General features: G+C 72.1%; 8 protein-coding genes. 1 reads left to right on the forward strand and 7 read right to left on the reverse strand.

What is annotated here, in order from left to right; translation table 11 throughout:
- Nucleotides 1-6: 6 nt before the first annotated feature.
- From J7E88_RS21620 to J7E88_RS21630, 3 genes are all read right to left on the reverse strand, one after another.
- Nucleotides 7-2,757 carry a protein kinase gene (locus J7E88_RS21620; protein WP_215183550.1) on the reverse strand — a complete coding sequence of 917 codons (2,751 nt, stop codon included), beginning with the start codon at nucleotides 2,755-2,757 and terminating at the stop codon, nucleotides 7-9.
- Nucleotides 2,758-2,892: 135 nt separating this feature from the next.
- Nucleotides 2,893-5,541 (reverse strand): protein kinase, encoded by a 2,649-nt coding sequence (locus tag J7E88_RS21625; protein WP_215183552.1) that lies wholly within the window; start codon nucleotides 5,539-5,541, stop codon nucleotides 2,893-2,895.
- A gap of 423 nt (nucleotides 5,542-5,964) precedes the next feature.
- On the reverse strand, nucleotides 5,965-7,671 hold the full coding sequence (locus J7E88_RS21630; protein WP_215183554.1) for a glycerol-3-phosphate dehydrogenase/oxidase: 1,707 nt from the start codon (nucleotides 7,669-7,671) through the stop codon (nucleotides 5,965-5,967).
- A 229-nt stretch (nucleotides 7,672-7,900) separates the two neighbouring features.
- Here J7E88_RS21630 and J7E88_RS21635 point away from each other — a divergent pair, with 229 nt between their 5' ends.
- Nucleotides 7,901-9,130 carry a nucleotide sugar dehydrogenase gene (locus tag J7E88_RS21635; protein WP_215183556.1) on the forward strand — a complete coding sequence of 410 codons (1,230 nt, stop codon included), beginning with the start codon at nucleotides 7,901-7,903 and terminating at the stop codon, nucleotides 9,128-9,130.
- A gap of 164 nt (nucleotides 9,131-9,294) precedes the next feature.
- On the opposite strand, the gene J7E88_RS21640 is transcribed toward J7E88_RS21635, so the two are convergent.
- From J7E88_RS21640 to J7E88_RS21655, 4 genes are all read right to left on the reverse strand, one after another.
- The gene (locus tag J7E88_RS21640; protein WP_215183558.1) at nucleotides 9,295-10,419 is read right to left on the reverse strand and encodes a GuaB3 family IMP dehydrogenase-related protein; all 1,125 of its coding nucleotides are present in this window, start codon (nucleotides 10,417-10,419) and stop codon (nucleotides 9,295-9,297) included.
- A gap of 102 nt (nucleotides 10,420-10,521) precedes the next feature.
- Complete coding sequence (guaB, locus tag J7E88_RS21645; RefSeq protein ID WP_215183560.1) at nucleotides 10,522-12,024, reverse strand: IMP dehydrogenase; 1,503 nt, start codon at nucleotides 12,022-12,024, stop codon at nucleotides 10,522-10,524.
- Nucleotides 12,025-12,150: 126 nt separating this feature from the next.
- Complete coding sequence (locus tag J7E88_RS21650) at nucleotides 12,151-12,738, reverse strand: sigma-70 family RNA polymerase sigma factor (protein WP_215183563.1); 588 nt, start codon at nucleotides 12,736-12,738, stop codon at nucleotides 12,151-12,153.
- A 210-nt stretch (nucleotides 12,739-12,948) separates the two neighbouring features.
- Nucleotides 12,949-13,560, reverse strand: coding sequence for a response regulator transcription factor (locus tag J7E88_RS21655; RefSeq protein WP_003948568.1), 612 nt, complete (start codon nucleotides 13,558-13,560; stop codon nucleotides 12,949-12,951).
- Nucleotides 13,561-13,678: the final 118 nt, after the last annotated feature.

Raw genomic sequence — 13,678 nt, forward strand, 5'->3', positions numbered from 1 at the left:
GCCGGTTCAGCGCGTGACGCGGTATGTGGTGGCGGCCTGCCGGTGGATCTCCGTGACCTCCTCGCGCCGATCGGCCGGTCCGATCACCTGGATCACGTGATACCTGTCACCGACGATCAGTGCGAGATTGCGCACGAACACCTCGCGGCCGGTGCTGTCCTGCCAGGTGAACTGGCCCTCCGCCATGGACTGCTGACCCACGTCGATGCGCTTCAGCCCGCTCGCGCCCGCCCAGGACGAGTCACGGAACGGCTGCAGCTCCCGCTCCTTGTCCCGCTGGTAGACCAGCGGATCGTCGCCGTTGGTGCTCACCGGGTCCCGTCCGGGGACCACTATCAGCGTGAAATCGCCGTCCGCGTAGCGCACTTGACCGGCGTCGTTGATGGGACTGCGCCGCCAGTCCTCGGCGACGGCGAGCCGGAAGCCCTCGGGGTCCTCGCGCAGCACATAGCCGTCGGGCAGGTTGGCGGCCGGGGCCGAGGTCTGCGGCTGCTGCGCACCGGGCGTCCCGCTCGGCGAGGGGCCCTTGCCGTCCCCGGGGCCGTCGGGGCTCGGGGCAGCGCCCGCCGTGGGACCGGCACCGCTGTCCGACTGCCCCGGCCCGGACTTGGGCATGAACAGGACCGCGTACGCGACGGCCGCCACCACGGCGAGCAGGATGAGCAGCAGCAGGGTACGGCCGAGCGCCCGCGGCGCACGCGCCTGTGCGCTGTACGCCTGCCGCTCCGGACGCACCTGGTGGTCGCGGCGGGCCCCACGGTCCGGACGTGCGGCTTCCCTGGGCCGCTTGTGCCGGTGCCTGCCATGCGCCACGTCCCGGCCGGCGGACCGGCGCCTGCGCACCAGCTCACCCCGCCGCCGTACGACCGGCAGGCGCGAGGCGTCCACCGGACCCGCCGGGAGCGGCACGACGTCCATTCCCGCCTCCGGCTCGGGCGCGGACCGTACGAGGGAGCGCAGCCAGCCGCGCAGCTCCTCGAAGTCCGGGCGGTCGGTGGGGTCCTGGCGCAGCAGCGATTCGACGACGGGCCGCAGCGCCCCGCACTCCTCGGCGAAGGCGGGCGGCTCCGCGCACACGAGCTGGACCAGTTCGGCGGCGCTCTCCTCGGGGTACGGGGCATGGCCCTGGACGGCCCGGAAGAGCAGCGCGCCGAGCGCCCACAGGTCCGTTGCCGGTCCGACCGGGGCGGCGAGCTGCCAGTTCTCGTGGACCGGTCCCGCCTGCTCGGGCGCCCATCGCTCGGTGACCGCACCGACGACCGCGATCCGCGCCTGCCGCGCCCGCTCGGCGGCCAGCGGGGTGGCCGGACCACGGAAGACGGGGGCGCCGCCGCCCGCGACGACGTCGTCCCAGCGGCCGGAGGCGGCGACTGTGGAGCCCTCCGCGGGGACGGGACGGCGCTGGGCGTCGGCGCGCAGGGCGTCCCCGCCGCCACCGCCGTGGTCCCAGCTGCCGGACGACGAGCCGTCGGCGCGGGCGGCCGGCAGCGCCGGGCGTATCGCGCGGGGGTCGTGGCCGGCCGCGGCCTGGCGTACGCCGTACGGGTCGTTCCGGTACGGGTCGTTCCGAGCTGCGTCCGGGGCGGGGCGGGCAGGGGGCAGGGCGGGCCGGGTGCCGCCGGCGGACAGGGGGCCGGGGCCGTCGCGGCCGGGAGGCGGGCCGTCGTGCCAGGTACCGGCGAGGCGGGCGCGTCCGGGGGCGTCGTCGGTGGGGTCGTCGCGTCCGGGGACGTCGTCGTGGGCGGCGTGGGCGGGGACGTCGTCGGCGGGGACGTCGTGGGCGGCGTGGTCCGCGCCGTCACCCGGGCTGCGGGCCCACCAGTCGGGATCGAGGCCGTCCTGGACGGGACGGTCGCCCTGGTGGCGGCGGTCGTCGCGCCCCTGGTCGTCGTGGACGCGGGCCGCCGCGCGCGCTCCCGCGCGGTAGGCCGCGATGGCGCCGGCTCTGGCGGCCCGTACGTCAGGGACCTGGCCGGTGTCCGCACCGGTCGGGCGGGGCAGCGCGGGGCGGGCGGGCTCCAGGGCCGCGGCTCCGCCGGGTCCGTCGCCCCCCCTCGGCCCGGGCACCGACTCGGGGCCCGTCCGCCCCGGTACATCCACGAAATCGCGACCGGATTCGGTCCCGGAGGCGGGACCGGGTGCGGTCCCGGAGTCCGGCGGCTCGGGGACCGGTGCGTATCCGCACAGCGCTTCCTCGGCCGCGCCGGAGGCCAGGCCGGTGAGCACCACCCGCCCGTCGTCGCAGACGAGAACCGTGCGCACGGTGATGTTCCGGTGGATCCAGCCGTGCGCATGCAGCACGCGCAGGGCGGTGAGGACGTCGGACGCCACCTCGGCCGCGCGGTACGGGCTGAGCGGCTTCTCCGCGAGGAGGGCGGCAAGGGGGCGCGCGGCGACGAACTCACTCACGATCCAGAGGGAGCCGTCCTCGGCGAAGACGTCGAAGACCTGGTCCAGACGGGGGTGGTCGGGGATCTGTGCCGCCGCCTGCGCGGCCTCGACGGCCCGGCGCACGGCCGGGTCCGCGGGCCGCCGGGTCGCCTGCCCCGATATCCGCCGGGGCACCGCGGCGCCTGCGAGGCCGTCGCCGTCCACCACTTCCGCGTCCACGACCTCCGGCAACGGCACCTGCCGCACCAGGACTTCATGGCCGCTGTACGTGTCGAACGCGCGTGTCTCGGCCGACTCGAACTCGTCGGAGGGAGGCAAGGGCAGGCGGTAGCGGTCGGCCAGAACCCTTCCCGCGTAGTCCTCCACGACGCCTCCCCATGTGCGCGTCCCCGGGCCGGCCCGGAAAGCCGCACACAACCGCGCTAAGCCGTCAATTCCGGTCGCTCAACGGCCCCTTGTCGCTGCATACCGTTCGCGACTCCTCACGATACGTGCCCCTGCTCAGTCCTTGGGGCTGAACGTCGCGAACGCCGTCTTGCGCAGCGTCTCGCACTCCTTGCCGTGCCACTCGCTCGCCTTGCAGGTGATCATGATCGAGTAGCCGCGCTTGGCATCGACCTTGAAACCTCTGTTCAGAACGCGTACCCGCAGGCCGCTCTCGGTGCGCTCGAACTGCCAGTCGGCGACGGTCGGGTAGCCGTTGTAGTCGACCTTCCCAATACTGAGGTGCTTGTAGCCGTTGCTCGTGGCGCGCACACCGGCGACCGCAGCGGCCCAGGCCGCGGCCGCGTCGTCCCCGGGGCTGTCGGTGAAGTCGATCTGGACGCGGGGCACCCCGCCGTCGACGCTGAACTTCGCGCCGGAGTTACGGCCCGCTATGCCGGTGAGCCGGAAGTTCTTCGGCATCGCCATGGTGAAGTGGAACTGGTCGTTGGAGACCATCACGTATCCCGCGGGCAGCACGTCACCGCCACCGCCGTCGCCGCCGGACGGCTGACCGCCGGACGCGCCGTTGCTGGCGGCCTGTTCGTCCTTGCCGTCGTCCGTGCCGTCGTCCTTGCCGGTGTCCTCGCCGTTCCCCTGATCCGTGCCCCGGCCGGTGTCCGGACCGGCGTCGCTGCCCCCGGCGGCCTTGCCGTCGCCGCCTGCGGTGGTGCCCGCCGACGCGGCGGTGTCGCCCTTGCCCTTGGCCTTGCCCTGGCTGCCCTTGTCGTCGTCGCCGCCGAACGCGAAGACGAGCACCGTCGACAGCACCGCGAGCACGGCGACGACCGCGATGATCACCAAGGTACGCCGCGGCACCACATCGGTGAGCGGTGCGCGGACGGGCGCGGGCCTGCCGGACGGAGCCGCAAAAGCGGTCCCGACCGACGTCTTGGTCGCGGTCCTCGATCCGGCACGCGTTTGGCCCCTGGACTCGGCCTTGGCGGCCGCTGCGGCGTTGCGCACGGAGCGCAGGGCCCCGCGCAGCCGCTCGGCCGCTGGGTCCTTCGGCTTGGTCTCCGGACGCACCGGGGGAACGGGCGGGATCCGTATGGCCCGTGTCTGTTCCACCGGAGACTCGACCTCGGCGGATCGCACCGGCGCCTCGGGGGCATGGACCACCTGCGTGAGCAGCGCGCGTGCGCCCACGTCGTCGAGCCGCTGGGCCGGGTCCTTCGCGAGCAGCCCGTAGATGACCTCCTCCAGCGGACCCGCGTTCTTGGGCGGGTCGAGCGGCTCGGTCATCACGGCGGTCAGCGTCGCGATCGCCGACCCCTTGTCGTACGGCGGACAGCCCTCGACGCTCGCGTAGAGCAGGCCACCGAGTGACCACAGGTCCGCGGCGGGCCCGGGCTTGTGGCCGCGGGCACGCTCGGGCGAGATGTACGAAGGGGCGCCCACGAGCATGCCGGTCGACGTGATCGACGGGTCGCCCTCGACCTGGGCGATGCCGAAGTCGGTGAGAACGACCCGGCCGTCCTTGCCGATGAGCACGTTCGACGGCTTCACGTCCCGGTGCAGGATGCCCTCACGGTGCGCGGAACGCAGCACGTCGAGAATGGCGAGCCCCACCTCGGCGGCGCGACGGGGCGTCAGAACGCCGTCCTCGCGCACCACCTCGGCGAGGGACTTCCCCTCGACCAGCTCCATGACGATCCACGGGCGGTCGTCCTCGTCGACGACGTCGTAGACGGTGACGGCGTTGTTGTTGCGGATCCGGGCGATGGCCTTTGCCTCGCGCAGCGTACGCGTGATGAGCCGGCGCTTCTCCTCCTCATCGATGGCGTTCGGGAAGCGCAGTTCCTTGACGGCGACGGTGCGGCCGAGCGTCTCGTCGACGGCGCGCCAGACGGTGCCCATGCCGCCCCGCCCGAGGACCCCGCCCAGCCGGTAACGCCCGGCGAGCAACCGCCCCTCGGGCGCACCCGCACCACTGCCCTGTCCGCCGCGCCTGGCGCTTCCCTTGCTCGCTGCAGAGCTCGCCGCACGGCCTGCGCCCCCGCCCACGGCGGCTGCCACGGCACCGGGAGTCTTGCCTGCGGGCGCTGCGCCGGCGCCGGCGCTGCTGTCGGGGCTCCTGCTGTCGACCGCAGCCGGGCCCGCACCGCTCCCGGCGGCGTTGGCCTCGGCCGCGCCGGACGGGGCCGCGTCACCGCTGCCTTCGCCGTCCTTGCTCGTGCCTGCAGCCTTGTCGGCGTCGTCGTCCGCCTCAGCCGTGGAGGCGTCCGCCGGGCTCTGCGCGTCGGTGCCACGGTCCGTGCCGTCGTCCGTGGCCTCGTCCGAGGGGACGGTCGCCTTGCCCGTCCCACCGTCCGCCGGAACGGGGCCGTCGCCGGCGCCGTCCTCGCTCACGCCCGCCGTGGCGTCTTCCACCGTCGGCTTTCCGGCGGCGACTTCGTCGGCGGTGCCCGAGCCCGAGGTCCCGGACTCGCCGTCAGACGCCGCGTCCTCGCGTGCAGGCGCGTCCTTCTTGTCGGACGTGTCCTCCTGAAGGGACGTCACCGTCCCACCACGGGACGCCTCTCCGGTCGCGTGTCCCGCGCCCTCGGGCTTCGAGTCGCCGGTGCCGCCCCCGGCGGCCACGGCGGAGTCCTCGCCCTTGCCGGCGAAGCCGGCCCCCTCGGTCTCTTCCCGCTGGGGCTCCCGCGACTGCTCAGCCTCCGACATGCGTCCCCTCTGCGATCCCTGATCTGCGCCCGCGCCTGCCGCTTCCCGCTCGATGCGGTAACCCGCCCTGGCAGAGCGACCATTGTCCCTCACTCCAGGAACGCAATGTCTCCCGGGTCCATTCACTGAACCTGCGCGACCGCAGGGGTGCGGCCTCCGCCGTACGCTCACTCGCCGTGAAGTCCGCCCCTGCGCTGGTCGGGGCCTTGCGCGCCCCGCCGGCCCCCATGCCCGACGTCCCCTTCCGCCGATCAGGGCTCGGCGAAATCCGGCCGGCACAGAGCGCCGGACCCCCGGCACCCCCGGTGCCCCATCTTCCCGGACGACCGGTCCAGCGGGTCCGAGCACCGCCGCCGACACTTCCGCCCGCCCCCATGCCTTGCGCCCGCCGTTCCCGCCGCCCGGCGGCCCGGCGGACCCCTCTCAGATCGGCACGATGTCCGGCGCCCCCAAGCGCGCCGCGTCGGCCGTCAGGTCGTCCGGCTGGCGCTGAGACTCACGCTCCGCCTCCACCCGCTTCTCGTAGTGCTCGACCTCCTTCTCGACATGAGCCGTCTCCCAACCAAGCACCGGAGCCATCAGCTCCGCACACTCCCGCGCGCAGCGCGTCCCCCGGTCGAAGGTCTCGATCGAGATCCTGGTGCGCCGCGTCAGCACGTCGTCCAGATGGCGTGCACCCTCGTGCGACGCCGCGTAGACGACCTCGGCGCGCAGATAGTCGTCGGCTCCGGTGAGCGGCTCGCCGAGTGACGTGTCCTCGGCGATCAGCGCCAGGAGCTCCTCGGTCAGGGAGCCGTACCGGTTCAACAGGTGCTCCACGCGGACCACATGGAGCCCGGTCCGCGCCGCGATCCTCGCGCGCGCGTTCCACAGGGCGCGGTAGCCCTCGGCGCCGAGAAGGGGGACCTCCTCCGTGACGCACGCGGCAACCCGCTGGTCGAGCGCGTGCACCGCCTCGTCAACGGCGTCCTTCGCCATGACCCGGTACGTCGTGTACTTGCCACCGGCCACGACCACCAGGCCCGGCACCGGATGCGCGACCGTGTGCTCGCGCGACAGCTTGCTCGTCGCGTCGGACTCCCCGGCGAGCAGCGGCCTCAGCCCCGCGTACACCCCCTGGACGTCGTCCCGGGTGAGGGGGACGGCGAGCACCGAATTGACGTGCTCCAGCAGGTAGTCGATGTCCGCGCTCGACGCGGCGGGGTGCGCCTTGTCCAGGTCCCATTCGGTGTCCGTGGTGCCGACGATCCAGTGGCGGCCCCACGGAATGACGAAGAGGACGGACTTCTCGGTCCGCAGGATCAGACCGGTGCTGGAGTGGATGCGGTCCTTCGGCACCACGAGATGGATGCCCTTGGACGCCCGTACATGGAACTGCCCGCGCTCCCCGATCAGCGCCTGTGTGTCGTCCGTCCACACCCCCGTCGCATTGACGATCTGGCGTGCACGAATCTCGTACTCGCCGCCGGCCTCGACGTCGAGCACCCTTGCGCCGACGACCCGCTCGCCCTCCCGCAGGAAGCCGACCACCCGGGCACGGCTGGCCACTTGGGCCCCGTAGCTCGCGGCCGTGCGCACCAGGGTGGTGACAAATCGGGCGTCGTCCATCTGGGCGTCGTAATACTGCAGGGCACCCACGAGGGCGTCCTTCTTCAGCGCGGGTGCCACCCTCAGCGCGTGACGCCGTGACAGATGGCGGTGCACGGGCAGACCGCGCCCGTGGCCCGAGGAGACCGACATCGCGTCGTACAGCGCGACGCCCGATCCCGCGTACCACCGCTCCCAGCCCTTGTGCTGCAGGGGATAGAGGAACGGCACCGGCTTGACCAGGTGCGGGGCAAGCCGCTCCAGCAGCAGCCCGCGCTCCTTGAGCGCTTCCCTGACCAGAGCGAAGTCGAGCATCTCCAGATAACGCAGGCCGCCGTGGATGAGCTTGCTCGACCGGCTCGACGTGCCCGAGGCCCAGTCACGCGCCTCGACGAGCCCGGTCGCCAGGCCCCGTGTCGCCGCGTCCAGCGCGGTGCCCGCTCCGACGACGCCGGCGCCGACCACCAGCACGTCCAGTTCACGCTCGGCCATACCGGCGAGCGCTGCTGCGCGCTCCTCCGGTCCCAGTGTCGCTGTTCTCACTGCTGCCTCCCGTCGCCCCCGTGCGTCCCCTGCGGTCGGGCTCACATCGTCGATTCTGTCCGCACTCGCCGACTTCAGCCACTGCCTGTGGATAACACTCCGTTAGCCACACGCGCACAATCCGGCATAACGGTCATATTTACGCCTAGTCTGACATTGCGCACGCCCGTTCCGCCCACAGGGCTTGCGTCCTCTGTCCCCTCCGGCTATGGGAAGGACGGCCACCGTCATGCCCGCAGATCTCGCTGTCATCGGACTCGGCCACCTCGGTCTGCCCCTCGCCCAGGCCGCCGTGGCAGCCGGCATCGAGACCATCGGCTACGACCCCGACCCGCGCCGTCTCACCGACCCCGCCGCGGGTGTCACCGCCGCCGACGTCCGCCGCATGCTCTCCGCCGGCTTCCGCACGGTCACCGACCGAGCCGAACTGGGGAGGGTGCGCACCGCGGTCATCTGCGCCCCCACGCCCCCCGGCCCGGACGGAGCGCCGGACCTCACGGCGCTCGCCGACGCGGCCCGCGCCCTCGCGTCACGGCTGCGCCCGCACACCACCGTGCTCCTCGAGTCGGCGGTCCAGCCCGGCACGACCGACGAGTTCCTCCGTCCGCTGCTCGAACAGGGCTCGGGCCTGCGCGCCGGGCGGGACTTCCACCTGGCGTACTCCCCCAGCCGCACCGACCCAGGCAACCGCGCCCACGGCTACGCCAACACCCCCAAGGTCATCGGCGGCCTCACCCCCGCCTGCACCGAATCGGCCGCCGCCTTCTACAGCCGGCTCACCGACAAGGTCGTCCGGGCGCGTGGTCTGCGCGAGGCCGAGACCGTCAAGGTCCTGGAGACGAACTTCCGGCACGTCAACATGGCGCTCGTCAACGAGATGGCCGTCCTCTGCCACGGCCTCGGCATCGACCTGTGGGACGTCATCCGCTGCGCCGAGACCAAGCCGTTCGGCTTCCAGGCGTTCCGCCCGGGCCCGGGCGTGGGCGGCCACGGCGTGCCCCTGGACCCCGGCCACCTCCCGCCCACGGGCCGGACCCTGCGCATGGTGGGACTCGCCCAGGACATCAACACCCGGATGCCGCAGTACGTCATCCAGCGCTCCGCCACGCTCCTCAACGAGCACGGCAAGTCGGCCCGCGGCGCCCGCGTGCTGCTCCTCGGGGTCACCTACAAGCCCGACCTCGCCGACCTGACGGGCTCCCCCGCCACCGAGATCGCCCGCCGTCTGATGGACCTCGGCGCGTCCGTCAGCTACCACGACCCCTACATCCCGGACTGGCGCGTGAACGAACTGCCCGTTCCCCGCGCCGACTCCCTCTACGAGGCCGCCGCCAACGCGGACCTGACGGTACTGCTGCAGCACCACCGCACGTACGACCTGCAGGGCCTCGCGGTCAAGGCGCAGCTGCTGCTCGACACACGGGGCGCGACCCCGGCGGGAGCGGCCCACCGCCTGTGAACCGACGGGCCTGGGAGCACGGTCCTGGGAGCACGGGTGTGAGGAACCGGATGCGGGAGGACAGACCCCTGAGGACAGCAGAAGGGCCCGGCACCATCAGGTGCCGGGCCCTTCCTGAAACCGAAGCCGAAGCCGACGCTCAAGCCGCGCCGCCGTGCGGAGGATCAGCGGCTGTGCTGCGAGTCCGCCACCGTGACCTCGACCCGCTGGAACTCCTTGAGCTCGCTGTAGCCGGTCGTCGCCATCGCACGCCGCAGGGCGCCGAAGAAGTTCATCGAGCCGTCGGGGTTGTGCGAGGGGCCGGTCAGGACCTCCTCGGTCGTGCCCACGATGCCGAGATCGACCAGCTTGCCGCGCGGCACGTCCTCGTGGACGGCCTCCATGCCCCAGTGGCGGCCCTTGCCGGGCGCATCCGTCGCGCGCGCGAGCGGAGAGCCGATCATCACCGCGTCCGCGCCGCAGGCGATCGCCTTCGGCAGGTCGCCGGACCAGCCCACACCGCCGTCGGCGATGACGTGGACGTACCGGCCGCCGGACTCGTCCATGTAGTCGCGGCGGGCCGCGGCCACGTCGGCGACCGCGGTCGCCATCGGCACCTGGATGCCCAGCACATTGCGCGTGGTGTGCGCGGCGCCCCCGCCGAAGCCGACCAGCACGCCCGCCGCGCCCGTGCGCATCAGGTGCAGCGCGGCCGTGTACGTGGCGCAGCCGCCGACGATGACCGGGACGTCGAGCTCGTAGATGAACTGCTTGAGGTTCAGCGGCTCGGCGGCACCGGAGACGTGCTCGGCGGAGACCGTCGTACCGCGGATGACGAAGATGTCGACGCCCGCGTCCACGACGGCCTTCGAGAACTGCGCGGTGCGCTGCGGGGAGAGCGCGGCGGCGGTGACGACGCCCGAGTCGCGCACCTCCTTGATGCGCTGCCCGATCAGCTCCTCCTTGATCGGGGCGGCGTAGATGTCCTGCAGCCGGCGCGTGGCGCTCTCCGGGTCCAGCTCGGCGATCTCGTCGAGCAGCGGCTGCGGGTCCTCGTAGCGGGTCCACAGGCCCTCGAGGTTCAGGACGCCGAGACCGCCCATCTCACCGATGCGGATGGCGGTGCGCGGCGAGACGACCGAGTCCATCGGGGCGGCCAGGAAGGGCAGCTCGAAGCGGTAGGCGTCGATCTGCCAGGCGATCGAGACCTCCTTCGGGTCCCGCGTGCGCCGGCTCGGTACGACGGCGATGTCATCGAACGCGTACGCCCGGCGGCCGCGCTTGCCGCGCCCGATCTCGATCTCAGTCACGATGTGTGGCCTTTCCCTCTACGTCTGCGCCTACCAGTATCCCCGACACACACGCCAGGGGCGGCCCCGGTGAATCGGGACCGCCCCTGGCGGACGTACGCGCTACTTCCTGCTGTAGTTCGGTGCCTCGACCGTCATCTGGATGTCGTGCGGGTGGCTCTCCTTGAGACCCGCCGAGGTGATCCGGACGAACCGGCCGCGGTCCTGCAGCTCGGGCACCGTGCGTCCGCCGACGTAGAACATCGACTGGCGCAGGCCGCCGACCAGCTGGTGGACGACCGCGGAGAGCGGACCGCGGTAGGGGACCTGGCCCTCGATGCCCTCGGGAACCAGCTTCTCGTCGGAGGCGACGCCCTCCTGGAAGTAACGGTCCTTGGAGAAGGAGCGCTGCTCGCCACGGGACTGCATGGCGCCCAGGGAGCCCATGCCGCGGTACGACTTGAACTGCTTGCCGTTGATGAACATCAACTCGCCCGGCGACTCCTCGCAGCCGGCGAGCAGCGAGCCCAGCATGACCGTGTCGGCGCCCGCGACCAGGGCCTTGGCGATGTCGCCGCTGTACTGCAGACCTCCGTCGCCGATCACCGGGACACCGGCCGCCTTGGCGGCGAGCGAGGCCTCGTAGATCGCGGTGACCTGGGGTACGCCGATGCCGGCGACCACGCGCGTGGTGCAGATGGAGCCGGGGCCCACGCCGACCTTGATGCCGTCGACGCCCGCGTCGACCAGTGCCTGGGCGCCGTCCCTGGTGGCGATGTTGCCGCCGATGACGTCCACACCGGACGAGTTCGACTTGATCTTGGCGACCATGTCGCCGACCAGCTTGGAGTGGCCGTGCGCGGTGTCCACGACGATGAAGTCGACGCCCACCTCGATCAGCGCCTGGGCGCGCTCGAAGGCGTCGCCCGCGACACCGACGGCCGCGCCGACGAGGAGGCGGCCCTCGCTGTCCTTGGCGGCGTTCGGGTACTTCTCGGCCTTGACGAAGTCCTTGACCGTGATCAGGCCCTTGAGAACGCCCGCGTCGTCGACCAGCGGAAGCTTCTCGATCTTGTGGCGGCGCAGCAGCTCCATGGCGTCCACACCGGAGATCCCGACCTTGCCCGTGACCAGCGGCATCGGGGTCATGACCTCGCGCACCTGGCGCGCACGGTCGGTCTCGAAGGCCATGTCGCGGTTGGTGACGATGCCGAGCAGCTTGCCCGCGGGATCGGTGACCGGCACACCGCTGATGCGGAACTTGGCGCACAGCCGGTCCGCTTCCGCGAGCGTCGCGTCCGGGTGCACGGTGATCGGGTCGGTGACCATGCCGGACTCGGAGCGCTTGACCAGGTCGACCTGGTTGGCCTGGTCGGCGATGGAGAGGTTGCGGTGCAGCACACCGACGCCGCCCTGACGGGCCATGGCGATGGCCATGCGCGCCTCGGTCACCTTGTCCATGGCGGCGGACAGCAGCGGGATGTTCACCCGCACGTTCTTCGAGATGTACGAGGAGGTGTCGATCTGGTCGGGAGCCATGTCGGAGGCACCCGGCAGCAGCAGCACATCGTCGTAGGTCAGCCCGAGTGTCGCGAATTTCTCGGGCACTCCGTCGACGTTGGTCATGACACCTTCCCCAATGGCCTTGATCGGTGCGGATGTCCATGCTAACGGGCTCTGCACCCGTCTCATTCCACGATCAAGATCAGTAAGCAGCTTTGTACGTTCATACGCACGCGGCCGCCGCACGGTTCACTGCTCGGCCAGCGCCCGCAGACGGCTCAGCGCACGGTGCTGGGCGACGCGCACGGCACCCGGCGACATCCCCAGCATCTGTCCCGTCTCCTCCGCCGTCAGCCCGACGGCGACACGCAGAACCAGCAGCTCGCGCTGGTTCTCGGGGAGATTGGCGAGGAGCTTCTTGGCCCACTCGGCGTCGTCGCTGAGCAGCGCCCGCTCCTCGGGTCCGAGGGAGTCGTCGGGCCGCTCGGGCATCTCGTCGGACGGCACGGCCGTCGAGCCGGGGTGCCGCATCGCCGCCCGCTGCAGATCGGCGACCTTGTGCGAGGCGATGGCGAAGACGAAGGCCTCGAAGGGCCTTCCGGTGTCCTTGTAGCGCGGCAGTGCCATCAGCACCGCGACGCACACCTCCTGAGCGAGGTCGTCGGCGAAATGCCGGGCGTCGCCGGGAAGTCTGTTGAGACGGGAACGGCAGAAACGCAGTGCGAGCGGGTGGACGTGCGCGAGCAGGTCGTGCGTGGCCTGCTCGTCGCCGTCGACGGCACGATGGACGAGTGCACCGATGGCCCCCTGGGCGGTCGCCGCCTCGTCGTCACGCATCGGTCCATGGTGCCTTGGCGCCGGAGCCTCCCGGGCACCGCGTCCCATGTTGTGCACCGAAGCGTTATGAGCAGGTGCGCCGGAAGTCATCTCCTGCGCCCTCCCCTCCCGCTCGACCGACTCGTCCCCGAGGAACTCCACACCCTCAAGGATGCGGCATCGCGCGGGAAACGGATGCCCTCGGGCATCCGTCACCCCGTGCCGGGCCACTCAGCGGACCAGGCCCCAGCGGAATCCGAGCGCCACCGCATGCGCCCGGTCCGAGGCGCCGAGCTTCTTGAACAGGCGCCTGGCGTGCGTCTTCACCGTGTCCTCGGACAGGAACAGCTCGCGCCCGATCTCCGCGTTCGACCGGCCGTGACTCATTCCCTCGAGCACCTGGATCTCCCGCGCGGTGAGCGTGGGCGCGGCGCCCATCTCGGCCGAGCGGAGCCGGCGCGGCGCGAGCCGCCATGTCGGGTCGGCGAGCGCCTGCGTGACCGTCGCCCGGAGCTCGGCGCGCGAGGCGTCCTTGTGCAGATAGCCGCGGGCGCCGGCGGCGACCGCGAGTGCGACACCGTCGAGGTCCTCGGCGACGGTGAGCATGATGATCCGGGCGCCCGGGTCGGCGGACAGCAGCCGGCGCACGGTCTCGACGCCGCCCAAACCGGGCATGCGTACGTCCATCAGAATCAGGTCCGAGCGGTCGGCGCCCCACCGGCGGAGCACTTCCTCGCCGTTGGCCGCGGTCGTCACGCGCTCGACGCCGGGCACGGTCGCGACCGCGCGGCGGAGCGCCTCTCGGGCAAGCGGGGAGTCGTCGCAGACGAGGACGGATGTCATGGCCGCCCTCCGCAGCTGATGCGCGTCACCTTGAGCCTCCAGGCTGGGTACGTTTCGTCACCTGAGCGGTTGAACGCTCTCGGACATGTGCCCGACAGCTTGTTCTTTCAACCGCCTC

Origin of the sequence: Streptomyces sp. ISL-10 (assembly GCF_018614575.1) — a bacterium.
Lineage (GTDB): Bacteria > Actinomycetota > Actinomycetes > Streptomycetales > Streptomycetaceae > Streptomyces.

Coding starts and splice junctions, on each gene's coding strand:
- guaB (WP_215183560.1), bottom strand. CDS start 12,024: ATGACCAACGTCGACGGAGTGCCCGAGAAATTCGCGACACTCGGGCTG.
- J7E88_RS21655 (WP_003948568.1), bottom strand. CDS start 13,560: ATGACATCCGTCCTCGTCTGCGACGACTCCCCGCTTGCCCGAGAGGCG.
- J7E88_RS21650 (WP_215183563.1), bottom strand. CDS start 12,738: ATGCGTGACGACGAGGCGGCGACCGCCCAGGGGGCCATCGGTGCACTC.
- J7E88_RS21635 (WP_215183556.1), top strand. CDS start 7,901: ATGCCCGCAGATCTCGCTGTCATCGGACTCGGCCACCTCGGTCTGCCC.
- J7E88_RS21625 (WP_215183552.1), bottom strand. CDS start 5,541: ATGTCGGAGGCTGAGCAGTCGCGGGAGCCCCAGCGGGAAGAGACCGAG.